A 24,047-nucleotide genomic window follows, 5' to 3' on the forward strand; every position below is an offset into this window, starting at 1 on the left:
CAGCCTACCGGTCCCCGGCGGGCCCTCCGACCACCTGGAGCGGCCCTACGCGGAGGCCGACGGGCGGGCCATGGCCTTGACGAAGGCGCGCTCCACGTCGGCCGCGGACAGCACGCCGTAGATCTCGCCGCCCTCCTCCACCACGAGGTACTCGGTCGCCGGGGTGGCGCGCAGCATGTCCAGGAGGTCCTCGCCGGCGAGGTCGGCGGGCACGCGCATGCCGTCGGTGAGCTCCTGGGCGAGTTCGCTGGCGTAGACCCAGGGGCGGCGGTGTTCGGGTACGCCGACGATGGCGGACTCGCGGACGAGGGAGAGCGGCTCGCCGTGGCCGTCGACGACGACCAGGGCGCGGGCGCCGGCGGCGTTGGCGCGGCGCAGGGCCTCGGCCAGGGAGGTGTTGGTCTCGACCGGGACGGCGCGGCGGGTGAGGTTGCGGGCGCGCAGTTCGGGGAGGTGTTCGCGCAGCCGGGCCATGCGCAGGCTGTTGCCGGCGCCGGTCCAGATGATCGCGGCCAGGATGGCGGCGAGCAGGGCGTTGGTGACGGTGCTCATGCCGACGGTGTCCTCGGCGGTGTTCCCGAGGGCGTCGGACTGGGTGACCAGGGGCAGTCCGATCAGCACGGCGACCGCGAGCGCGCGGCCGACCCAGGCTGCGGCGACGGTGCCGCTCATCGGTCTGCCGGTGATCTTCCAGACGACGGCGCGCAGCATGCGGCCGCCGTCGAGGGGCAGGCCGGGCAGCAGGTTGAAGGCGGCGACGATGAGGTTGGAGATCATCAGACCGGCCAGCAGGACACCGACGACCGTGCCGCGCTCGAAGGGGCGCAGGGCGGCGTAGAAGACACCGGCGAGGATCAGCGAGAGCAGCGGGCCGACGAAGGCGAGGACGAACTCGCGGCCGGGGGTCTCGGCCTCCTTCTCGATCTCGGAGACGCCGCCGAAGAACTGGAGCTGGATCCGCCGGACCGGGAGCTTGAAGCGCAGGGCGGCGATGGTGTGGGCGAGTTCGTGGACGAGGACGGAGGCGTAGAAGGCGACCGCGAAGAACAGGGCGACGAGGTAGCGGGCGGCGCCGAGCTCGGGCAGGACCCGGTCGAGCTGTCCGCCGAACACCCAGGTGATCAGCGCGGCCACGAGGAACCAGCTGGGCGCCACGTACACGGGCACGCCGAAGGGGCGCCCCATGAGGAGCCCGCCGCGGGGCTCGTTCGGGCGCCGCGGTGGCGTCTGCCCGGTCCCGGAACGGGCGAGAGTGCGGTCGGGGTGCGTCTCGGGGGGCGTGCGGTCGCCGGGTGCGGGGGCGGGACCCTCGGCAGGGGCACCGGCATCGCGACCGGCGGCCGGGGCACCGCCGTGGGCGTAGCCGCGCTCGGGGTGGGCGTCGGGGTGGGCGTCGTCGGTGCGGGGCGGGTCCTGCGGGGTGTCGACGGAGCGCTTCGGCTCCTCCGTCCCCTTGGGGTGGTCAGCACCGGTCGGCTCTTCAGCAGCCGTCGACTCCTCAGCGGCCGTCGGCTCTTCCGCCCCCTTCGGCTCCTCAGCCCCAGTCGGCTCCTCAGCCCTCCTGGTCTCCTCAGCCCCAGCCGTCTCCTCGGCTCCCTTCGTCTCCTCCGTGTCGCCCTCTGTTGTTCCAGTGGCGGGCACGTCGGTCGGCGGGGACGGCTCGGGCGGGGCGGCGTCGGCGGGCTCGGAGCCCCGGCCCACGGAGTCGGGGGTCGGGTCCACAGGGCCCGTGCGGCGATCTGCCGACTCGTCCTTGCCGGAACGCGGCTGTCCGCTCCCGCCGCTCACGTCCACGGTGTCCCCTCGTTCGAAGCGTCTCCCGTGCCTGACGGCCGGAAGGTCTCGGGTCGATGGTATGCGGCCGTCGCAATCGCTCACGCCCGGCACCCCATGTGTTTTCCCCACTTCACGCACAACATGACTGTCCCCGGGTCACTGTCGGTGGCGGGCCGTAGGGTCTGGGGCATGGAGACGAGCACGGAGGGCGAGCCCGGCACCCCGCACGACGCCGTGGTACCGGAGCCGACCCCGCCGGACACGGCGCGGACGGCGGTCCCGGCGCAGAAGGCCGTCGGCCGGGACGCGACGGCCGGCGGGGGCGACGCGGGCCCTGCGGCCGCGGACGATGCGGCTGTGGACGGCGCGGCCACGGACGGCGCGGACGGTCCGGATGGCGGCGGCGCGGAGGTGCGCGAGGCGGCCGCCGGTCGCCCCGTCGTGCACGGCCCGGCGCCGGGCGGACACGAGGCGTGTGCCGCGCCGGGGACGGACGTGCCCGTCGGCGACGGGGGCTCGGGCGTGCGGGCCGCCCGGGCTGCCGTGCCGCCCGGTTCACTGTCTCCTTCCCGGGCCGGGGACTTCATGCAGTGTCCGTTGCTGTACCGGTTCCGGGTGATCGACCGGTTGCCGGAGAAGCCCAGTGAGGCGGCGACGAGGGGCACGCTGGTGCACGCCGTGCTGGAGCGGCTGTTCGACGCGCCCGCCGCGGAGCGGACCGCGCCGCGGGCCAAGGGGCTGGTCCCGGGCCAGTGGCAGCGGCTGCGCGAGGCGCGGCCCGAGCTGCTGGAGCTGTTCGCGGACGACACCGACGGCGAACGGCTGGCGCGCTGGCTGGCGGAGGCGGAGCGGCTGGTGGAGCGCTGGTTCACGCTGGAGGACCCGACCCGTCTCGAGCCGGCCGAGCGGGAGCTGTTCGTCGAGGCCGAGCTGGACTCGGGGCTGACGCTGCGCGGGATCATCGACCGGGTGGACGTGGCGCCCACGGGCGAGGTGCGGATCGTCGACTACAAGACAGGCAAGGCGCCCCGCCCCGAGTACGCCGAGGGCGCCCTGTTCCAGATGAAGTTCTACGCCCTGGTGGTGTGGCGGCTGAAGAAGGTCCTCCCGCGGCGGCTGCAACTGGTGTACCTGGGCAGCGGCGACGTACTGACCTACGACCCGGTCCTCGCCGACCTGGAGCGGGTCGAGCGCAAGCTGCTGGCGCTGTGGGAGGCGATCCGGCTGGCCACCGAGACCGGTGACTGGCGGCCGCGCCCCACCAAGCTGTGCGGCTGGTGCGACCACCAGGCCCACTGCCCGGAGTTCGGCGGCACTCCCCCGCCCTACCCGCTGCCGCTGAGGGCGGCGGAGTCCGGCACCGCGTCGCAGGGCAGAATGGGGCCGGACTAGCGAAGGAGACTCACGTGGCCATCCGCGTCCTACTGGTCGACGACCAGCCGCTGCTGCGCACCGGATTCCGGATGATCCTGGAGGCCGAGCAGGACCTCGCGGTCGTGGGCGAGGCCGGAGACGGTCTTCAGGCCCTGGACCAGGTCCGGGCCCTTCAGCCCGATGTGGTGCTGATGGACATCCGCATGCCGCGGATGGACGGCGTGGAGGCGACCCGGCAGATCACCGGTCCGGAGCGGAACGGTCCGGCGAAGGTGCTGGTGCTGACCACCTTCGACCTCGACGAGTACGTGGTGGAGGCACTGCGCGCCGGTGCGAGCGGCTTCCTGCTCAAGGACGCGCCCGCCAACGAACTGGTGCAGGCGATCCGGGTGGTCGCGGCCGGCGAGGCGATGCTGGCCCCGAGCATCACACGCCGGCTGCTGGACAAGTACGCCACGCACCTGCCCTCCGGGGAGGAGCCGGTGCCGGACACCCTGCACACCCTCACCGACCGTGAGGTGGAGGTGCTGAAGCTGGTGGCGCGCGGCCTGTCCAACGCGGAGATCGCCGCGGACCTGTTCGTCAGCGAGACGACGGTCAAGACGCATGTCGGGCACGTGCTGACGAAGCTGGGGCTGCGCGACCGTGTGCAGGCCGCGGTGTACGCGTACGAGAGCGGCCTGGTGCGCCCCGGCGCGCAGTAGCGGCGCCGGCCGGCGGTACGACGCACCGCGCGACGAAGGGCGCCCCTCCCGGAAGACCGGGAGGGGCGCCCTTGGTGGCGGGGGTGGTCGCGGGTCAGCTGCTCACACCGCGGCCGAGCTCCCACAGCTGAAGCGTCGACGAGGAGTTGAGGGCGTACGCGGTGCCCGTGATGTTGTCGCGGGCGGCGACGTACTGCTTGCCCTGCCACAGCGGGATCATCGGGACCTCACTGGCGACGATGTCCTGAATGTCCGTCAGGCTGGCGGACGCGGAGAGCCGGTCGGCCTGGCGACGGGACTGCGGGATCAGGGTGTTGCGGATCTCGCTGTTGGCGTACGGCGTGTTCAGGGTGTTGCCCTTGTCGAGGAACGGCGCCAGGTAGTTGTCGGCGTCCGGGAAGTCCGGGAACCAGCCCATGCCGTAGACGTCGTACCGGCCCTTCTTCTCCGCCGGGCGGAAGGTGTCCCAGGGGGCGCCCTGGATGTCGATGTCGAACAGGCCGCTGTCGTTGAGCTGCTGCCGAAGGATCTCGAACTCCTTCTTGGTGGCCGAGCCGTAGTGGTCCGTCGTGTAGTGCATCGTCAGCTTCACCGGGGTGGTGACACCGGCCTTCTCCAGCGCCGTACGGGCCTTGGCCACGCTGGGGTCGCCGTACCGGTTGAAGAAGGAGTTGGAGTGACCGGTGATGGTGGCCGGGACCAGCGAGTACAGCGGCTCGGCCTGGGTGCCGTACACCTCGGAGACGAGTTCGCCGCGGTTGATGACCTGGGCCATGGCCTCACGCACGGCCTTGGACTTCACCGACGGGGCGTCGGTGTTGAAGGCCAGGTAGCGGATCTCCAGGCCGGCCGCCTCGACGATGCCGACCTTGCTGTCCTTGTCGGCCGACAGCGTGCGGATCTGCTCGGGCGACATAGTGCGGGTCATGACGTCGATGTCGCCCTTGTCCAGCGCATCGCCCATGGCCTTGGCGTCCGGGAAGGAGCGGATCTGCACCTTGTCGTTGTTGACCTTCAACGTCCCCTGGTAGTTGGGGTTCTTGGTGAAGACGGCGTCGACCATCTCGCCGTTCTTGACGTCGGCCTTCATGGTGTACGGGCCGGAGCCGTCCACGGCGAAGCCGTCGCGGAGCTTGTCCTTCTCGTAGTCCTTGGGGTTGACGATGCCCGCGACGGGCGTCGACAGCTTGTACGGGAAGATGGCGTCGGCGGTGTTGAGGTGGAAGATGACCTCGCGGTCACCCTGGGTTTCCACGGTGTCCACGGTGGACAGCAGGGCGGCCGGACCGCCGTCGACATTGATGGCGAGGGCGCGGTCGATGGAGTACTTCACGTCGGCCGCGGTGACGGGGTCGCCGTTGGCGAACTTCAGGCCCTCGCGCAGGGTGCAGGCGTAGCGCTCGTTGCCGCTGTCCGTGAAGCCGCACTTCTCGGCCGCCTCCGGGACGGGGTCGCCGTCGCCCTTCGGCTGGATCATCAGGGTCTGCACGGTCTGGCGCAGGATGTTCCAGGTACCGACGTCGTAGGCGAAGGCCGGATCGACGGGTGCCGGGGCCTCCTCGTCAGCGGTGAACCGGTCCGTGGTGCCGACGACGATCGCGTCGCCGCTCTTGCTGCCGCTGTCGGAACCGCCGCACGCGGCGAGTACCGGCGCGAGCAGCCCGACCACGGCCGGCAGCACCAAAGTCTTGCGGTTCATGCTCGAGTTTCTCCAGAGCTCTCATGTCCGTGCATCCCGCATACAAAGGTGTTGCGACGGATCACGGGGGCAGGGTCGATGTTCTCGCGACGAGATTAGTCCTCCCTCGCAGAACCGTTCGCGGTCACCGGAGTTGAGTTCCCATCACGCAGCGGAACCGGGTGTGGACGGACCGGAAACCCGTCACCGGAAGGATTCGTGCAGCGTTTCACCAAACGGGACACAAGGACGCCCGCACGGCATCCGAGGGCAGGCGGACAGCACGCTCCGGACCCCTTGTCGACCCCTCGAGGAGTGGGGAACGTCACACGTGAAAGGAGGGGGATGCGGACCGGAATTCAGCCAAAGGCGAGCTTCGAATTCGCTCGGACATCCGGCAGAGGCATTATCCGCGGAGCTTGGCACGCTGGGTGAACAGTTAGCGCATTTCTGTCATCAGACTGTGCAGAAATGGCAGGTTCACGTCTTCCAGGGTGGGAACGACGGTCCGCCGGAAGGCCGGGGGAATGGGAGCGACGGAGGGGACGGCGACGACCCGGCAGCCGGCGGCCTCCGCCGCGGCGACGCCGGTGGCGGTGTCCTCGATCACGGCACACCGGGCCGGCTCCGCGCCGAGGCCGGCGGCGGCCAGCAGGTAGGGGTCGGGGTACGGCTTGGTCCGCGAGACCTCGTCACCGGCCACGGACAGGGCGAAGTGCTGGGGACCGAGCGAGGTCAGGACCCGGTCGATGATGCGGCGGTGGGAGGCGGAGACCAGGGCGGTCGGGATCCGCTGCTCGGACAGTTCGGCCAGCAGCCGTGCGGCGCCCGGCATCAGGGGGAGCCCGCCGTCGATACGGGCCTCGAAGCCCTGGTTCAGCAGGGGGGTGACCTCGGCGAGGGTGACGGCGGCGCCGGTGGCCTCGATGAGAAAGCCCGCGCTGCGGGTCATGGGGCCGCCGACGACGACGTGTCTCCAGGAGTCGTCGAGCGTGTGCCCGAGGGCGGCGAAGACCTCGACCTCGACGTCCCACCAGAAGCCCTCGGTGTCCACCAGGGTTCCGTCCATGTCCAGGAGCACGGCCTGCAAGGCCGAGCCTTCGGCCGTACGGGTTCCGAGCGCCGGTACCGTGCTGGTCATCCGCGCATACCTCCTCGAGGGACGATCAGGCCGGTTCCCACACGGGGAACCGGCCTGCGATGGACCGACAATTGTACGGCGCCCACCACCGAAACGCTTGCACGAACCGCCCGTACCGGTCCCTGCGCAGGGGCCGGAAGGACCTCTCGACCATCCTGGTGACCGGGGGGAACCCGGGTCAGCGGGCGTTGAAGTACTTGGCTTCCGGGTGGTGGATGACGATGGCGTCGGTGGACTGCTCGGGGTGGAGCTGGAACTCCTCGGAGAGGTGGACGCCGATGCGCTCGGGGCGGAGGAGGTCGGCGATCTTGGCACGGTCCTCCAGGTCGGGGCAGGCGCCGTAGCCGAGGGAGAAGCGGGCGCCCCGGTACTTCAGGGCGAACATGTCCTCCATGCCGGCCGGGTCCTCACCGGCGAAGCCCAGCTCGGCGCGCACGCGGGCGTGCCAGTACTCGGCGAGCGCCTCGGCCAGCTGCACGGACAGCCCGTGCAGCTCCAGGTAGTCGCGGTAGGAGTCGGCGGCGAACAACCGCGCGGTCTCCTCGCCGATCCTGGAGCCGACGGTGACCACCTGGAAGCCGACCACGTCCCTCTCCCCCGACTCCTCCGGGCGGAAGAAGTCCGCCAGGCACAGCCGGCGGCCGCGGCGCTGGCGGGGGAAGGTGAAGCGGGTGCGCTCGTTGCCCCGCTCGTCCAGGATGACCAGGTCGTCGTCCTTGGACACGCAGGGGAAGTAGCCGTGGACCACCGCGGCCTCGAGCAGGTTGTCCGTCTGGAGCCGCTCCAGCAGGCCGCGCAGCCGGGGCCGGCCCTCGGTCTCGACGAGTTCCTCGTAGGTGGGCCCGGCGCCGGTGCGGGCCTGCTTCAGCCCCCACTGGCCCTTGAACAGGGCGCCCTCGTCCAGCCAGGAGGCGTACTCCTTGAGCTGGATGCCCTTGATCACCCGCGTGCCCCAGAACGGCGGCTCGGGGACCGGGTTGTCGGTGGCCACGTCGGAGCGGACGTGGCCCTCCTCGGGCCGCTGCTCCTCGACCACCTGGGCGGTGGCGGCCCGCACCCGGCGCTGCCGCAGCTCGGGCAGCTTCGCGCCCGGCACGCCCCGCTTGACCCCGATCAGGGCGTCCATCAGGCGCAGCCCCTCGAACGCGTCACGGGCGTAGCGGACCTCGCCGTCGTAGATCTCGTACAGGTCCTGCTCGACGTAGGCGCGGGTGAGGGCGGCGCCGCCGAGGATGACCGGGTAGCCCGTCGCCAGGCCGCGGGCGTTGAGCTCCTCCAGGTTCTCCTTCATGATCACCGTGGACTTCACCAGCAGCCCGGACATGCCGATCACGTCGGCCCGGTGCTCCTCGGCCGCCTCCAGGATCGCCGAGACGGGCTGCTTGATGCCCAGGTTGACCACGTTGTAGCCGTTGTTGGACAGGATGATGTCGACGAGGTTCTTGCCGATGTCGTGCACGTCACCGCGTACGGTCGCCAGCACGATCGTGCCCTTGCCCGCCTCGTCGGTCTTCTCCATGTGCGGCTCCAGGTGGGCGACCGCGCTCTTCATCACCTCGGCCGACTGGAGCACGAACGGCAGCTGCATCTGGCCGGAGCCGAACAGCTCGCCGACGACCTTCATCCCGTCGAGCAGGGTGTCGTTGACGATGTCCAGGGCCCTGCGGGTGCCCAGGGCCTCGTCCAGGTCCTGCTCCAGGCCGTTCTTCTCGCCGTCGATGATCCGCCGCTTCAGCCGTTCCTCGAGCGGCAGTGCGGCCAGTTCCTCGGCCCTGCCCGCCTTCAGCGACTTCGCCGTGGCGCCCTCGAACAGCTGCATGAGCTTCTGCAGCGGGTCGTAGCCCTCGCGGCGGCGGTCGTGGATCAGGTCGAGCGCGGTGGTGACCTGCTCGTCGTCGAAGCGGGCGATCGGCAGGATCTTGGACGCGTGCACGATCGCCGAGTCCAGGCCCGCCTTGACGCACTCGTGAAGGAACACGCTGTTCAGCAGGATCCGGGCGGCCGGGTTCAGACCGAAGGAGATGTTCGAAAGGCCCAGCGTGGTCTGCACCCGGGGGTGGCGCCGCTTCAGCTCCCGGATGCCCTCGATGGTGGCCACACCGTCACCGCGGGACTCCTCCTGACCGGTGCAGATGGTGAAGGTCAGACAGTCGACGAGGATGTCCTCCTCGCGGATGCCCCAGTTGCCGGTGAGGTCCGCGATCAGCCGCTCGGCGATCTCCACCTTCTTCTCGGCGGTACGGGCCTGGCCCTCCTCGTCGATGGTCAGCGCGATCAGCGCCGCCCCGTGCTCCCGCGCCAGGGCCGTCACCCGCGCGAACCGCGACTCGGGCCCGTCGCCGTCCTCGTAGTTCACCGAGTTGATCACCGCTCGGCCGCCCAGCTTCTCCAGGCCGGCCCGGATCACGTCCACCTCGGTGGAGTCCAGCACGATCGGCAGTGTCGAGGCCGTGGCGAACCGGCCCGCCAGCTCCCGCATGTCCTCGACGCCGTCCCGGCCGACGTAGTCCACGCACAGATCCAGCATGTGCGCGCCCTCGCGGATCTGCTCGCGTGCCAGCTCCACGCAGTCGTCCCAGCGGCCCCCCAGCATGGCCTCACGGAACTTCTTCGACCCGTTGGCGTTCGTCCGCTCGCCGATCGCCAGGTACGAGGTGTCCTGGCGGAAGGGCACGGTCTGGTACAGGGAGGCCGCGGCCGGCTCCGGGCGCGGGCTGCGCTCCACCGGAGCCAGGCCCCGCGCCCGCTCGACCACCTGGCGCAGGTGCTCCGGCGTCGTACCGCAGCAGCCCCCCACCAGGGACAGCCCGTAGTCGCGGACGAAGTGCTCCTGCGCGTCGGCCAGCTCCGGCGCCGTCAGCGGGTAGTGCGCGCCGTCCTTGGTGAGCACGGGGAGGCCGGCGTTCGGCATGCACGACAGCGGGATCCGCGCGTGCCGGGACAGGTAGCGCAGGTGCTCGCTCATCTCGGCGGGGCCGGTCGCGCAGTTCAGGCCGATCATGTCGACGCCCAGCGGCTCCAGCGCCGTCAGCGCGGCACCGATCTCCGAGCCCAGCAGCATGGTGCCGGTCGTCTCCACCGTCACCGACACGATCAGCGGGACCTCGTACCCGGCGGTCTCCATCGCGCGGCGGGCCGCGATGACGGAGGCCTTGGTCTGGAGCAGGTCCTGGGTGGTCTCCACCAGCAGCGCGTCCGCGCCCCCGGCGAGCAGGCCCTCGGCGTTCTGCCGGTAGGCGTCGCGGATGGCGGCGAAGGTGGTGTGGCCCAGCGTCGGCAGCTTGGTGCCCGGGCCCATGGAGCCGAGCACCCAGCGCGGGCGGCCGTCCGCGCTGGTGAACGCGTCCGCCGTCTCGCGGGCGATGCGGGCGCCCGCCTCGGACAGCTCGGCGACCCGCTCGGCGATGTCGTACTCACCCAGGGCGGTCAGGTTGGCCCCGAACGTGTTGGTCTCCACGCAGTCCACGCCGGCGTCGAAGTAGGCGGAGTGGACCGAGCCGACGATGTCCGGGCGGGTGACGTTCAGGACCTCGTTGCAGCCCTCCAGCTGCTGGAAGTCGTCCATCGACGGCTCCTGGGCCTGGAGCATGGTGCCCATCGCCCCGTCGGCGACCACCACTCGGGTGGCGAGCGCCTCACGCAGGGCGGACACGCGGGTCCGGCTGTCGGCGGAAGGGGTGGACGGCAACGAGGCCATGAAGGGGCTCCCTTGGGGTGCGACGGCTGTCGGCTTTGCGCGTTCCCGGGGGCGAGCACGGGGCTGCCCCGGGCGAGGCGCACGCCGCCAGAGTAGCCGGGACCGGCCCCTGACGTTCGCGGAGTCCACCAAGCGGACGAGGATGACGGCGGGAACACCCCGGGTGGCCGGTGTCGAGCGACAGGAGTCGGCTCAGCATTGGCGGGGGATCGGCACGGACCGGTAGTGTTCGGCATTGTCGAACGGGCGTCACGGCGGGAGTCGTTCCGCCGGCGGTCGAAGGGGACGGAGGCGGGACGCCGATGGCACGGAACATCCAGTCGCTCGAGCGGGCGGCCGCGATGCTGCGGCTGCTGGCGGGCGGTGAGCGGCGGCTGGGCCTGTCGGACATCGCCTCCTCGCTGGGCCTCGCCAAGGGCACCGCCCACGGCATCCTGCGCACCCTCCAGCACGAGGGCTTCGTGGAGCAGGACGGGGCTTCCGGGCGGTACCAGCTGGGCGCGGAGCTGCTGCGTCTGGGCACCACCTACCTCGACGTGCACGAACTGCGGGCGCGCGCCCTGGTGTGGACGGACGACCTGGCCCGGTCCAGCGGGGAGAGCGTCTACCTGGGCGTGCTCCACCAGCACGGCGTGCTGATCGTGCACCACGTCTTCCGGCCCGACGACAGCCGGCAGGTGCTGGAGATCGGGGCGATGCAGCCGCTGCACTGCACGGCTCTGGGCAAGGTGCTGGCGGCGTACGACCCGGTGGCGCACAGCGAGGCGGTCGAGGCGGACCGCAAGGCGTTCACGGACCGGACCGTGTGCGGGATCGACGACTTCGAGCACATCCTCGACGTCACGCGCGCGCGTGGCTACGCCGCCGACGTGGAGGAGACCTGGGAGGGCGTCGCCTCCATCGCCGCCCCGATCCACGACCGGCGGCGGATGCCGGTCGGCGCGGTCGGCATCACCGGCGCCGTGGAGCGGGTGTGCCGGGACGGCGAGTTGCGCCAGGACCTCGTCGCGGCGGTACGCGACTGCGCCCGCGCGGTCTCACGCGACCTGGGCGCCGGCCGGTTCTGACCCCCACGGAGCCATGGCGCGGGCAGAGCGCCGCGCCCTCGTAGTCTCCCGGGCCCGGCGGGCGGCCGGCCTCCCGTGCCTGCGCGGTCCGCTCGCCGCCATGCTTCTACGACCCGGCCACCGCGCCCTCGCAGCCCCGGCCAGGCCCACTCGGCGACGGCCGGTGCCCCAAGGCCGGCCACAGATGCTCACAGACGGCGACCACCCGCCGCGCCCCGGCGGGGTCGGCCACGACGGCACGGCCCACCGCCATGCCCGCACAGACGGCCACCCCGCCCTCCGGCCACCAACTCCGCCCACGGCAGTCGCCGCCCTGCCCTCCCGGCCCGTCGTCCCGCCTTCGCGGGCGGCCGCCGTGGGCGCGTGGACGGGCCGCCGTGGGCAGGTGGCTCGTGGCCGGCCGGTGGGTCCCGGTTCGGGGCGGGGGATCAGTAACGATCGCGGTTTCGGTGACAGGGCCCTTGACGGTCGCGTGGTGCGAGACGAGACTCCCGTCCAGCGGTCGGCATTGTCGAACACCTTGCGGCAATACGCGTTAGAGTGTGACAACGCCAGGGCCGGCATCGCCCTCACCCCCGAGGGCACGAGCTCCCGGACGGAGGGACCCGGGGTTCGGCTACCTCTGGACGAAGGACAAAGGAGTCGCGGGTGTCCAGCTCCGACATCTTCATCGGCGAGACCATCGGTACCGCCGTACTCATCCTGCTCGGCGGCGGGGTCTGCGCCGCGGTGACGCTGAAGGCCTCCAAGGCCCGTAACGCCGGCTGGCTCGCCATCGCCTTCGGGTGGGGGTTCGCCGTGATGACGGCCGTGTACATCTCGGGCCCGCTCTCCGGCGCCCACCTCAACCCGGCCGTGACGGTCGCCCTCGCGATCAAGAACAGCGACTGGACGAACGTCCCGACCTACCTCGGCGGCCAGATGCTCGGCGCCATGATCGGCGCGACCCTGGTCTGGGTGGCCTACTACGGTCAGTTCCACGCCCACCTCACCGACCGGGAGATCGTCGGCGGCCCCGGCGCGCAGGCCACCGCCGCCAAGGCGGTCGAGGCCCAGGAGAAGAGCGCCGGCCCCGTCCTCGGCATCTTCTCCACCGGCCCCGAGATCCGGCACGCGGCGCAGAACCTCGCCACGGAGATCGTCGGCACCACCGTGCTGATCCTCGCAGTCCTCACCCAGGGCCTGAACGACCAGGGCAACGGCCTCGGCATACTCGGCGGCCTGATCACCGCGCTCGTCGTCGTCTCCATCGGCCTCTCCCTCGGCGGCCCCACGGGCTACGCCATCAACCCCGCCCGTGACCTCGGCCCCCGCATCGTCCACGCCCTGCTGCCGCTGCCGAACAAAGGCGGCTCCGACTGGGGCTACGCCTGGATCCCGGTGGTCGGCCCGCTGATCGGCGGCGCCATCGGCGCGGGCATCTACAACGCCGCCTTCGCCTGACGCCGCCCTCGCCCGACGGGCACCGCGCCGCACCAGAACGCCGTATCCCGCCCCATCGACCACGGACCCCAGGAGCAGAAAGTGACCGACGCCCACTCCGCCGGCCTCGCATCCCACGGCCAAGGGCCCTTCATCGCCGCCATCGACCAGGGCACCACCTCGAGTCGCTGCATCGTCTTCGACCGGGACGGCCGGATCGTCTCCGTCGACCAGAAGGAACACGAACAGATCTTCCCCAAGCCGGGCTGGGTCGAACACGACGCCACCGAGATCTGGACCAACGTCCAGGAGGTCGTCGCCGGAGCCATCGCCAAGGCCGGCCTCACCCGCGACGACATCAAGGCCATCGGCATCACCAACCAGCGCGAGACCACCGTGCTGTGGGACCGGAACACCGGCGAGCCCGTCCACAACGCCATCGTCTGGCAGGACACCCGCACCGACGCCCTGTGCAAGGAACTGGGCCGCAACGTCGGCCAGGACCGCTTCCGCCGCGAGACCGGCCTCCCCCTCGCCTCCTACTTCGCCGGCCCCAAGGCCCGCTGGCTGCTCGACAACGTCGAGGGCCTGCGCGAGCGCGCCGAGGCGGGCGACCTGCTGTTCGGGACCATGGACACCTGGGTCATCTGGAACCTCACCGGCGGCACGGACGGCGGCGTACACGTCACGGACGTCACCAACGCCTCCCGGACCCTCCTGATGAACCTGCACACCATGCAGTGGGACCCGAAGATCGCCGAGTCGATCGGCGTACCGACGCGGATCCTGCCCGAGATCCGCTCCTCCGCCGAGGTCTACGGCGAGATCAGGGGCGGCAGGCTGGGCGACCTGCTCGGCGGCGTCCCGGTCGCCTCCGCGCTCGGCGACCAGCAGGCGGCCCTTTTCGGCCAGACCTGCTTCTCCGAGGGCGAGACCAAGTCGACGTACGGCACCGGCACCTTCATGGTGATGAACACCGGCGACAAGATCATCAACTCCTACAGCGGGCTGCTGACCACCGTCGGCTACCAGATCGGCGAGGACAAGCCGGTCTACGCCCTGGAGGGCTCGATCGCCGTCACGGGCTCCCTGGTCCAGTGGATGCGCGACCAGATGGGCCTGATCTCCACCGCGGCCGAGATCGAGACGCTCGCGCTCTCGGTCGAGGACAACGGCGGCGCCTACTTCGTACCGGCCTTCTCCGGTCTGTTCGCCCCGTACTGGCGCTCCGACGCCCGCGGCGTGATCGCCGGCCTGACCCGGTACGTGACCAAGGCGCACCTCGCGCGCGCCGTCCTGGAGGCCACCGCCTGGCAGACGCGGGAGATCGCGGACGCCATGACCAAGGACTCCGGTGTCGAGCTGACGGCGCTGAAGGTCGACGGCGGCATGACCTCCAACAACCTGCTGATGCAGACGCTCTCGGACTTCCTCGACGCGCCCGTGGTGCGGCCGATGGTCGCCGAGACCACCTGCCTCGGCGCCGCCTACGCCGCCGGTCTCGCCGTCGGCTTCTGGAGCGGCACCGACGACCTGCGCGCCAACTGGCGCCGGGCCGCCGAATGGACCCCCCGCATGGACGCGGACACCCGCGACCGTGAGTACAAGAACTGGCTCAAGGCCGTCGAGCGGACCATGGGCTGGCTCGAGGACGAGAGCTGACGAGGAGCAAGAACCAGCATGACCAGTCAGTCCACCCTGCAGTCCGTGCCCGCCCTGGGGACGGTTCCGGTCCTCGGCCCGAATCCGAGCCGTGCCGAGACCCGGGACCAGCTCTCGAACGCGGCCTACGACCTCCTCGTGATCGGCGGCGGCATCCTCGGCATCTCCACCGCCTGGCACGCCGCGCAGTCCGGTCTCAGGGTGGCCCTGGTCGACGCCGGCGACTTCGCCGGCGCCACCTCCTCCGCCTCCTCCAAGCTGCTCCACGGCGGTCTGCGCTACCTGCAGACCGGCGCGGTGAGGCTGGTGGCGGAGAACCACTTCGAGCGCCGTGCGGTCTCCCGCCAGGTGGCCCCCCACCTGGCGAACCCGCTCACCTTCTACCTCCCCGTGTACAGGGGCGGGCCGCACGGCGCCGCGAAGCTCGGGGCGGGCGTGTTCGCCTACTCCGCGCTGTCCGCCTTCGGCGACGGCGTCGGCCACCTGCTCAGCCCGGCGAAGGCCGCGCGGGACGTGCCGGAGCTGCGCACCGAGAACCTCAAGGCCGTGGCCGTCTACGGCGACGACCAGATGAACGACGCGCGCATGGCGCTGATGACGGTCCGCGCCGCCGTCGAGTCGGGCGCGGTCGTCCTCAACCACGCCGAGGTGACCGGTCTGCGCTTCACCCGGGGCCGGGTCACCGGTGCCGAGCTGCGGGACCGGCTGTCCGGCGAGGAGTTCGGGGTCGACGCCCGGCTGGTGCTGAACGCGACCGGCCCGTGGGTCGACCACCTGCGCCGCATGGAGGACCCGAACGCGGCACCGTCCATCCGGCTGTCCAAGGGCGCGCACCTGGTGCTGAAGCGCACGGCCCCGTGGAAGGCCGCGCTGGCCACCCCGATCGACAGGTACCGCATCACCTTCGCCCTCCCCTGGGAGGACATGCTGCTGCTCGGCACCACCGACGAGGAGTACGAGGGCGACCCGGCCGACGTCGCGGTCACGGACAAGGACGTCGCCCAGATACTCGACGAGGCCGCGTTCTCCGTACGCGACCAGCAGCTCGACCGGGAACTGATCACGTACGCCTTCGCCGGGCTGCGGGTACTGCCGGGCGGCCCCGGGGACACCGCCAAGGCCAAGCGCGAGACGGTGGTGACCGAGGGCAGGGCCGGCATGCTGTCCGTGGCGGGCGGCAAGTGGACCACCTTCCGGCACATCGGCCGTACGGTGATGAGGAAGCTGGAGTCCCTGCCGGGCCACCCGCTGGGCGACGACTTCGAGCCGATCTCCTCGCTGCCCGGGAAGCTGCCGCTGCCGGGCATCGCCAACCCGCGCGCGGTCGCCCACCGGCTCCTCGTGGACCGTCCGGCGCCCGGCCCGCGCATGGCCGCCGACACCGCCAAGCACCTGGCCACGCACTACGGTTCGCTGGCCTTCGACATCGCCCGGCTGGCGAACGAGACCCCGGAGCTGGGCGAGCGGATCCACCCGGACGCCCCGGAGATCTGGGCGCAGGTCGTCTGGGCCCGCGACCACGAGTGGGCCGAGACGGCGGACGACGTGCTGCGCCGGCGGACGACGCTGACGATCCGCGGCCTGGCCACGGACGAGGTACGGACGAAGGTGCGGGACCTGCTCGACGGGAGGTGACCCGGCCTGGCCACCGTGGGTGTTCGAAGGACTCGGACGGGGCAGTGATCCGTTCACTCCCCCGTGCAAGGGGGCTGCGGGCGCCCCCGCCGAACGCCGTAAGGTTGGTGGGTCAGGCGAGGGCACGTCGGAAGGAGGCACTGGGTGATCGAGCTCGAGGGGGTTCCCGAGCTGATCGACCCGGTCATGGTGGCCGCGTTCGAGGGCTGGAACGATGCCGGCGACGCCGCCTCCACCGCGGTCGCGCATCTGGAGAGGGAGTGGAAGGGCGAGGTGTTCGCGGCGCTGGACGCCGAGGACTACTACGACTTCCAGGTCAACCGCCCCACCGTGTTCATGGACGGGGGCGTGCGCAAGATCACCTGGCCGACGACCAGGTTGTCGGTGGTCCGGGTCGGCGGAGAGAAGCCGCGCGACCTGGTGCTGGTCCGCGGCATCGAACCGTCGATGCGCTGGCGCTCGTTCTGCAACGAGCTGCTCGGTTTCGCGCACGAGCTGGGCGTGGAGCTGGTGGTCATCCTGGGCGCCCTGCTCGGGGACACCCCGCACACCCGTCCGGTCCCGATCAGCGGGACCACGTCGGATCCGGATCTGGCCCGCAGCATGGACCTGGAGGAGACCAAGTACGAGGGGCCGACGGGCATCGTCGGGATCCTCCAGGAGGCCTGCACGCACGCGGGTGTCCCGGCCGTCTCACTGTGGGCGGCGGTCCCGCACTACGTGTCGCAGCCGCCGAACCCGAAGGCCACGCTGGCCCTCCTCAACCGCCTCGAGGACCTGCTCGACCTGCGCATTCCGCTGGGCGAGCTGCCGGAGGACGCGCGTGCCTGGCAGGTGGGCGTGGACCAGCTGGCCGCCGAGGACAGCGAGGTCGCGGAGTACGTCCAGACGCTGGAGGAGGCCCGGGACACCGCCGAGCTGCCGGAGGCGTCGGGCGAGGCGATCGCCCGTGAGTTCGAGCGGTATCTGCGGCGCCGGGACGGCGGCGGCCCCTCGTCGGGCGGCCACGCCACGGCGGACGGCGGCGAGGGCGGCCCGTATCTGCGGGACGGCCCGGGCAGCAGGCCACGGCCGTCGATGCCGCCGAAGGCGGAGTCGGACGACGGGGACGCCGGGAACGACTCGTCGGACGAGTGAACGGATCAGGGGCGGTGCGCGCGACGCGCACCGCCCCTGATGCCGTGTCCGGCCGGACGGGTCAGACGGCCACGCCCAGCAGGGCGTCCACGGCGCGCGAGACGAGACCGGGGGCGCCGGTGTCCTCACCGCCGCGCTCCTGCTGGAGGGCCACCCAGCGGTCGACCGCGGCGAGCGCCGCCGGGGCGTTCAGGTCGTCGGCGAGGGCGTCGCGGATCTCCTCGACCAGCGCGTCCGCCGGCGGGCCGTCGGGCCGGGAGACGGCCGAGCGCCAGCGGCCCAGACGTTCGACGGCTTCCTCGAGCACCTGGTCGGTCCACTCCCAGTCGGAGCGGTAGTGGTGGGCGAGGAGCGCGAGGCGGATCGCGGCGGGGTCGACGCCGTCGCGCCTGAGCTGCGAGACGAAGACCAGGTTGCCCCGGGACTTGGACATCTTCTCGCCGTCGAGCGCGACCATGCCGGCGTGGACGTACGCCTTGGCCATGGGGAACTCGCCGGTGAGCACCTGGGCGTGCGAGGCGCCCATCTCGTGGTGCGGGAAGGCGAGGTCGGAGCCGCCGCCCTGCACCTCGAAGCCCATGCCGAGGTGGTCCAGGGCGATGGCGACGCACTCGATGTGCCAGCCGGGCCGGCCGCGGCCGAGGGAGCCCCCGTCCCAGCTCGGCTCGCCGTCCCGGGCGGCCATCCACAGCATCGGGTCGAGCGGGCTCTTCTTGCCCGGACGGTCCGGGTCGCCGCCGCGCTCGGCGGACAGCAGCCGCATGGCCTCGGCGTCGAGGTGGGAGACCTCGCCGAAGTGGGGGTCGGACCCGACGGAGAAGTAGACGTCACCCTCGAGCTCGTACGCCGCACCCAGGTCCCGCAGCCTCTCCACCAGCGGGACGATGCCGGGTATGGCCTCCACGGCGCCGATGTAGTGGCGGGGCGGCAGCATCCGCAGGGCCGTCATGTCCTCGCGGAACAGGGCGGTCTCCTGCTCGGCCAGCTCCACCCAGTCGACGTCGTCGCGCTGCGCCCGCTCCAGCAGCGGGTCGTCGACGTCGGTCACGTTCTGGACGTAGTGCACCTGCCGCTTGGTGTCGAGCCACACGCGCTGCACGAGGTCGAACGCGTTGTAGGTCGCCGCGTGCCCCATGTGGGTCGCGTCGTACGGGGTGATGCCGCAGACATAGATACGGGCGACGGGACCGGGGTCGAGAGTGACCAGGCCGCCGGTCGCGGTGTCGTGGATGCTGAGGTCGCGGCCCTCACCAGGCAGGGCGGGGACTTCGGAAGCGGGCCAGGCATGCATGTCATGAGCGTAACCGGACCGCGGTCCCGTCTACGAACCGGACCACCCCGGATGGCCGGATCACCCCGCCTGGTCTCAGACAGGGGGCCAGGGGATCGCCGGCCAGTCCCCGTTCGGCTCGGGGTGTGCGCCGGTGGTGAGCAGTGTGGTCACGCGTGCGCGGGTGGCGTCGAGTTCGGCCGGGGTGATCAGGGCGGACAGCCGGGCCGCCAGGGGGGCGCCGTCGCGCAGGGCGTCCTTCAGGGCCTTGAGGACGGCCAGGATCCCGGGCGGGAGCGGTTCGCCCGCCCAGCCCCACAGGAGCGTGCGCAGCTTGTTCTCGACGTGGAAGGTGACGCCGTGGTCGATGCCGTAGAGGTGTCCGTCCGGGGTCGGCAGCAGGTGGCCGCCCTTGCGGTCGGCGTTGTTGATCACCGCGTCCAGCACGGCCATCCGGCGCAGCCGCTCGTCGTCGGCGTGCACAAGGAGCGCCGTGCTCCCCTCGCCGACCTCGGCGAAGCCGATTGCCTTCCACCCCGGGCCGGGTTCCTCGGCGTCCAGCAGCGCGAGCAGCTCGGCTTCCGGGGTCGCCTCGATCCACAGCTGGACCATGCCCTGCCCGTAGGGGCCGTCGCGCAGCACGGTGGGCGGTACCAGGGACCAGCCGGTCGCCTCGGAGACCTCGTACGCCGCCACCTCGCGGGCGGCGAGGGTGCCGTCGGGGAAGTCCCACAGCGGACGCTCCCCGGCGACCGGCTTGTACACGCAGGACGCCTCCCGGCCGTCGTGGGCGACCGTGCAGAACAGTGCCGCGTTGGAGGCCTCGCGGATGCGGCCGCGCACGGTCAGCTCACCGCGGGCGAGCAGCTCGGCGGCCTCGGCGCCGGGCGTCACGCTCCGCGGCGGTATCCGTTCTGGCGCGGACATACGTGTCCTTCCGGGTCGAGCGGGAGACTGCACAGCGGACACGGCGGCCGCCCGGCGTTGACGACGTCGAGGGCGCGCTTGGCGAAGGCCCTGGCCTGCGCGCCGGTGAGCCGGACCCGCAGCATCGGGGGGCCGTTCTCCTCGTCCTGGAGCAGCCGCTCCTCGGCCTCGGCGAGGTCCTCCTCGGACTCCGCGTCGAGTTCGACCAGGGCCTGCGCCTCGACGATCATGCGCTGTTCCTCGCCGTCCCAGGCGAGCGCCATGGTGCCCACCCGGAACTCCTCCTCGATGGGAGTGTCCAGCGGACCGGTGTCGGCGACCTCACTGGGCGCCATGGCGGGCACGGCGGCGCTGCCGCCGCTGCGCCGCAGCACCTCGTCCAGCAGTTCGTCCATGCGCTCGGCGAGCGCGGCGACCTGGGTCTTCTCCAGGGCCACGCTGGTCACCCGGGGGCCTGCGGTGGCCTGGAGGAAGAACGTACGGCGCCCGGGCAGTCCGACCGTACCGGCCACGAAGCGGTCCGGCGGGTCGTAGAGGAACACCTGACGGGACACGTCCTGTCTCCATGGGAATCGTGAGAACGTCTGAATCGGGAAGTCGAGAGCGACCGCTTCACCCTACTGCGGCCGACGATCACGGTGCGCCCGCGCCGCCGCCGACCGGTGCGTCGCCGCCTTCGGGCTCCTCGCGCGGCGCCAGGGACGCGAAGTTCCCGGTGTCGCCGAGCCGCACCAGGAAGGGCCGCAGCCTGGTGTAGCGGATCGCGGTGACGGAACAGGGTTCGACGGAGATCCTCTGGAAGAGGTCCAGATGAAGGCCGAGCGCGTCCGCGACGAGGGACTTGATGATGTCGCCGTGGGAGCACATGAGGTAGACGGCGTCGGCGCCGTGGTCGCGCTCCACGCGCGCGTCCCACTCGCGCACCGCCTCGGCCGCGCGGGTCTGCATCGCGCGCATGGACTCGCCCCCGGGGAACGCGGCCGCCGAGGGGTGCGCCTGCACCACCTCCATCAGCGGCTCGTCCTTGAGCTCGGCGAGCTTGCGGCCGGACCAGTCGCCGTAGTGGCACTCGCCGATCCGCTCGTCCGTGTGCGCGGTCAGTTCCGGGCGGGCCGCCAGCAGCGGTTGTACCGTTTCCCGGCAGCGCTGGAGCGGGCTGGTGACGACTTCGGCGATCGGCAGTCCGTCGAGCCGCCCCGGCAGCGCCGCGGCCTGCGCGGTGCCGCGTTCGTCCAGGGCGACCCCGGGGGTCCAGCCGGCGAGCAGCCCGGCGGTGTTGGCGGTGGAGCGTCCGTGCCTGACGAGGATCAGCGTGGGCATGCGGCCAGGGTAGGCGTACGGACGCTCCGGGTCGCGACCGGACGAAGGGAGAACACGCTCTGTGATCGTCGACTGCGCCGTCTACCGTGACGGCCACCGCGCTTCGGGCCACGCCGACCTCTCCGGTGCCCTGACCTCGGCCCGGGCCGCCGGGGGTTTCGTGTGGGTGGGGCTGCACGAGCCGAGCGAGCAGGAGTTCGGCCTGGTCACCGAGGAGTTCGCGCTGCATCCGCTGGCGGTCGAGGATGCCCTGAAGGCGCATCAGCGGCCCAAGCTGGAGGTCTACGACGACTCGCTGTTCGCGGTGCTCAAGCCCGTGGTGTACGAGCAGCGCGGCGACGCCGTCTCCACCGGCGAGATCATGATCTTCCTCGGCGACTCGTTCGTGGTGACGGTCCGTCACGGCGAGGGCGACGGGCTTGCCGCCGTGCGGCGCCGTCTCGAGCAGGACCCGGAGGTGCTCGGACACGGCCCGACCAGCGTGCTGTACGCCATCGCCGACACCACCGTCGACCACTATCTGGACGTGGCCGCCGCGCTCCAGACCGACCTGGAGGAGCTGGAGACGGAGGTCTTCTCGCCGGACGGGGGCGGATCGCGGAGCTCCGCCTCACGGATCTACGCCTTCAAACGGCGGATCACGGAGTTCCGGCGGGCGACGGGCCCGCTGGCGCTGCCGATGTCCCGCCTGGGCGGCTCCGGCACGAGCCTGTTCACCCCGGCCGTGCCCTTCGTGGACGACAGGGCGCGGCCCTTCTTCCGGGACGTCAGCGACCATCTGACCCGGGTCAACGACTCGGTGGAGAGCCTGGACCGGCTGGTCTCGGACATCCTGTCGGCGCATCTGGCGCAGACCGGCGTCCAGCAGAACGACGACATGCGGAAGATCTCCGCGTGGGCGGCCATGGCCGCGGTGCCCACGATGATCGCCGGCGTCTACGGCATGAACTTCACGCACATGCCCGAACTGCACTGGCTCTGGTCCTACCCGGCGGTGATCCTGCTGATGGCCGCTCTGGAGGCGCTGCTGTACCGGCTGTTCAGACGGCGGGGCTGGCTGTAGCTCCCGCGCCCCCGTCAGGCGTACTCGGGTGCCGGGGACGCGGGTCCGCCGAGGGCGTCGCGGCGCGCGGGCATGCGCAGGGTCTCCATCCGGCGCCTGCCCACCAGCCGCTCGTGGACGTACACGGCGTGGATACCGGCCACCAGGAGCGCCGACCTGGCCGCGGACCAGCCGAGGACGCGGCCCATGCGGGCCATGACGGCGAGGCTGACGTCGCGGTGGACGCGGATCTCGGCGAGCGCGCACGCGTGCAGCGTCCGCTGGATGGTCCGGCCGTACCCGGCGGCGGCGAGGCGCAGCAGTTCCTCGTGGCAGTAGGCGAGGTGGTTGTCCTCGTCCCGCGCGATCATCCGCATCGCCCGCCCCATGTAGGGGTGGTCGCCGAAGTGCCGGCACAGCAGCCTCATCTGCTCGCAGGCGCGCTGTTCGGTGACCCGGCTGTGGGCCAGGTAGACGACGATGTCCTCCACGGTGAGCGGCTCGTCGGTGCGCAGCCGCTCGTGTGCAAGACCGATGCCCCGCCGTTCCAGGAGCATCGTGTAGTCGGTCTCCGGGGGCACCGGAACGGGTTCCAGACCGCGCTTTTTCAGCAGGGCGCGGAAGATCCGGCCGTGCTTGTCCTCGTCCGCCCCGTGGCGGGCGATCCGCGGGGCGAGGCCGCGCTCGGCGGGCGGTACGAGCGCGGCGATCCGGCCGTTCTCCCAGCCGCCCTGTGCCTCCCCGCCGGCCGCGACGGAGCAGAACAGCCGGAAGGCGTCGTCGTGGTCGAGGATCTCCTGGAACAGGCTCCTGGGCGTAAGCACCGCGGGCCACCTCCTGCCTGACTGCCGCGCAGCACGAGTCAAGTGCGACCACGCGGGTGCCGCAACAGGGGTGTGGCCGCACTGCGCCGAACGGGGGAGCGTGCGGCGGACGCCGGGTGCCGCGGAGCGGGGCCGGACGCGGGCGTAACCGCGCGGCGGCGGGCGCGTTGTTCTCCGTGACGGCCGTGGCGGGGAAGACCCCCCGAGCCCCCACCACGGCCGCGAAAAGCCCCCGACGTACCGCCCGCCGCCCGCCCTTGTCGCGGCGGGCGGTCACGCCAGTCCGGAGCGCTCCAGGGCCTCGGTGCCGGCCCGGAGCGAGGCGAGCCGCTCCTCCAGCGTGAAGCCCGCGGGGGCGAGGGTCAGCGTGGTCACCCCGGCCGCCGCGTAGGCCTTCATGCGGTCCGCGATCCGGTCGACGGAGCCCAGCAGCGTGGTCTGGTCGATGAGTTGCTGCGGCACGGCGGCCGCGGCGCCCTGCTTGTCGCCGGACAGGTACGTGTCCTGGATCTCGGCGGCCTCCTTCTCGTAGCCCATGCGGCGGGCGAGCTGGTTGTAGAAGTTCTGCTTGCGGCTGCCCATGCCGCCCACGTACAGCGCGGTGTAGGGGCGGAAGGTGTCGGCGAGGCGGGAGACGTCCTTGTCGTCGCCGACGGCCAGCGGCAGGGTCGGGCAGACGTCGAAGCCGTCCAGGGTCCGGCCGGCCTTCTCGCGGCCGGCGCGCAGGTGCTTGACCGCGGTCTCCTCGAGGTGGTCGGCGGAGGGGAAGATGAGCAGCGCGCCGTCGGCGATCTCGCCGGTCTGCTCCAGGTTCTTCGGGCCGATGGCGGCGATGTAGAGCGGGATGTGCTCGCGCTGCGGGTGCACGGTCAGCTTGATCGGCTTGCCGGGGCCGCCCGGTAGCGGCAGCGTCCAGTGCGCGCCGTCGTACGTGAGCCGCTCGCGTGTCATCGCCTTGCGGACGATCTCGACGTACTCGCGGGTGCGGGCCAGCGGCTTGTCGAACTTCACGCCGTACCAGCCCTCGGACACCTGCGGTCCCGAGACGCCGAGGCCGAGCCGGAAGCGGCCGCCGGAGAGGGAGTCCAGCGTGGCGGCCGTCATCGCCGTCATCGCGGGCTGCCGGGCGGGGATCTGGAAGATGGCCGAGCCCACGTCGATGCGTTCGGTCTGCGCGGCGACCCAGGTGAGCACGGTGGCCGCGTCCGAGCCGTAGGCCTCGGCGGCCCAGCACACGGCGTACCCGAGCCGGTCCGCCTCCTGTGCGACGGCCAGGTTGTCCGCGTCCATGCCGGCACCCCAGTAGCCGAGGTTGATCCCGAGCTGCATGCCGTTCCCCTTACCGATCAGTAACGTCCGTTGTGCGGGGAA

Annotated in this window: 18 protein-coding genes; 8 read left to right on the plus strand and 10 right to left on the minus strand. The window is 71.8% G+C overall.

Translation table 11 applies throughout. From position 1 onward, the window contains the following. Positions 1-45 precede the first annotated feature (45 nt). The gene (locus tag ACIHCX_RS21705; protein WP_400031789.1) at positions 46-1,794 is read right to left on the minus strand and encodes a site-2 protease family protein; all 1,749 of its coding nucleotides are present in this window, start codon (positions 1,792-1,794) and stop codon (positions 46-48) included. 171 nt (positions 1,795-1,965) lie between these two features. Here ACIHCX_RS21705 and ACIHCX_RS21710 point away from each other — a divergent pair, with 171 nt between their 5' ends. Then, complete coding sequence (locus ACIHCX_RS21710) at positions 1,966-3,168, plus strand: RecB family exonuclease (RefSeq protein ID WP_400031791.1); 1,203 nt, start codon at positions 1,966-1,968, stop codon at positions 3,166-3,168. Between the two features lie 14 nt (positions 3,169-3,182). Then, positions 3,183-3,854, plus strand: a complete 672-nt coding sequence (locus ACIHCX_RS21715; RefSeq protein WP_192232903.1) for a response regulator — start codon at positions 3,183-3,185, stop codon at positions 3,852-3,854. 94 nt (positions 3,855-3,948) lie between these two features. On the opposite strand, the gene ACIHCX_RS21720 is transcribed toward ACIHCX_RS21715, so the two are convergent. The 3 genes from ACIHCX_RS21720 to metH all read right to left on the minus strand — a co-directional run bounded on the left by ACIHCX_RS21720 (position 3,949) and on the right by metH (position 10,370). Beyond that, a complete protein-coding gene (locus ACIHCX_RS21720; protein WP_400031794.1) occupies positions 3,949-5,553 on the minus strand; it encodes an ABC transporter substrate-binding protein in 1,605 nt (534 codons plus the stop codon). Between the two features lie 418 nt (positions 5,554-5,971). Beyond that, positions 5,972-6,673 (minus strand): HAD family hydrolase, encoded by a 702-nt coding sequence (locus ACIHCX_RS21725; RefSeq protein WP_400031796.1) that lies wholly within the window; start codon positions 6,671-6,673, stop codon positions 5,972-5,974. Between the two features lie 178 nt (positions 6,674-6,851). Beyond that, on the minus strand, positions 6,852-10,370 hold the full coding sequence (gene metH, locus ACIHCX_RS21730) for a methionine synthase (protein WP_400031798.1): 3,519 nt from the start codon (positions 10,368-10,370) through the stop codon (positions 6,852-6,854). A 302-nt stretch (positions 10,371-10,672) separates the two neighbouring features. On the opposite strand from metH, the gene ACIHCX_RS21735 reads away from it, so the two are divergent. The 5 genes from ACIHCX_RS21735 (at position 10,673) to ACIHCX_RS21755 (ending at position 17,293) form a co-directional block, all read left to right on the plus strand. Then, positions 10,673-11,437 carry an IclR family transcriptional regulator gene (locus tag ACIHCX_RS21735; protein WP_400031801.1) on the plus strand — a complete coding sequence of 255 codons (765 nt, stop codon included), beginning with the start codon at positions 10,673-10,675 and terminating at the stop codon, positions 11,435-11,437. 648 nt (positions 11,438-12,085) lie between these two features. Further along, entirely contained in the window at positions 12,086-12,880 is a 795-nt protein-coding gene (locus tag ACIHCX_RS21740) for an MIP/aquaporin family protein (protein ID WP_400031803.1), read from the plus strand. A gap of 81 nt (positions 12,881-12,961) precedes the next feature. After that, positions 12,962-14,521, plus strand: coding sequence for a glycerol kinase GlpK (gene glpK / locus ACIHCX_RS21745; RefSeq protein WP_400031805.1), 1,560 nt, complete (start codon positions 12,962-12,964; stop codon positions 14,519-14,521). Between the two features lie 18 nt (positions 14,522-14,539). Then, positions 14,540-16,156, plus strand: coding sequence for an FAD-dependent oxidoreductase (locus ACIHCX_RS21750; RefSeq protein WP_400031807.1), 1,617 nt, complete (start codon positions 14,540-14,542; stop codon positions 16,154-16,156). Positions 16,157-16,300: 144 nt separating this feature from the next. After that, positions 16,301-17,293 (plus strand): PAC2 family protein, encoded by a 993-nt coding sequence (locus tag ACIHCX_RS21755; RefSeq protein WP_400031809.1) that lies wholly within the window; start codon positions 16,301-16,303, stop codon positions 17,291-17,293. 61 nt (positions 17,294-17,354) lie between these two features. Here ACIHCX_RS21755 and mshC read toward each other — a convergent pair whose 3' ends face one another. From mshC to ACIHCX_RS21775, 4 genes are all read right to left on the minus strand, one after another. Further along, positions 17,355-18,584: a cysteine--1-D-myo-inosityl 2-amino-2-deoxy-alpha-D-glucopyranoside ligase gene (gene mshC, locus ACIHCX_RS21760; protein WP_400031811.1), complete on the minus strand. Its 1,230-nt coding sequence runs from the start codon at positions 18,582-18,584 to the stop codon at positions 17,355-17,357. 75 nt (positions 18,585-18,659) lie between these two features. Then, positions 18,660-19,490: an SCO1664 family protein gene (locus ACIHCX_RS21765; protein WP_400031813.1), complete on the minus strand. Its 831-nt coding sequence runs from the start codon at positions 19,488-19,490 to the stop codon at positions 18,660-18,662. Further along, on the minus strand, positions 19,454-20,044 hold the full coding sequence (locus ACIHCX_RS21770) for a DUF3090 domain-containing protein (RefSeq protein ID WP_400031815.1): 591 nt from the start codon (positions 20,042-20,044) through the stop codon (positions 19,454-19,456). The genes ACIHCX_RS21765 and ACIHCX_RS21770 overlap by 37 nt, the downstream gene beginning before the upstream one ends. 79 nt (positions 20,045-20,123) lie before the next feature. Further along, on the minus strand, positions 20,124-20,810 hold the full coding sequence (locus ACIHCX_RS21775; RefSeq protein ID WP_400031817.1) for a histidine phosphatase family protein: 687 nt from the start codon (positions 20,808-20,810) through the stop codon (positions 20,124-20,126). A gap of 61 nt (positions 20,811-20,871) precedes the next feature. Here ACIHCX_RS21775 and ACIHCX_RS21780 point away from each other — a divergent pair, with 61 nt between their 5' ends. Beyond that, entirely contained in the window at positions 20,872-21,873 is a 1,002-nt protein-coding gene (locus ACIHCX_RS21780; RefSeq protein ID WP_400031819.1) for a magnesium and cobalt transport protein CorA, read from the plus strand. Positions 21,874-21,887: 14 nt separating this feature from the next. Here the strand turns inward: ACIHCX_RS21780 and ACIHCX_RS21785 are convergent, their stop codons facing one another. Together ACIHCX_RS21785 and ACIHCX_RS21790 are read right to left on the minus strand one after the other, a co-directional pair. After that, positions 21,888-22,676 carry a ferritin-like domain-containing protein gene (locus ACIHCX_RS21785; protein WP_400031821.1) on the minus strand — a complete coding sequence of 263 codons (789 nt, stop codon included), beginning with the start codon at positions 22,674-22,676 and terminating at the stop codon, positions 21,888-21,890. A gap of 273 nt (positions 22,677-22,949) precedes the next feature. Continuing rightward, positions 22,950-24,005, minus strand: coding sequence for an LLM class F420-dependent oxidoreductase (locus ACIHCX_RS21790; RefSeq protein ID WP_400031823.1), 1,056 nt, complete (start codon positions 24,003-24,005; stop codon positions 22,950-22,952). Positions 24,006-24,047 lie beyond the last annotated feature (42 nt).

Origin of the sequence: Streptomyces sp. NPDC052043, assembly GCF_044548235.1 — a bacterium.
Lineage (GTDB): Bacteria > Actinomycetota > Actinomycetes > Streptomycetales > Streptomycetaceae > Streptomyces.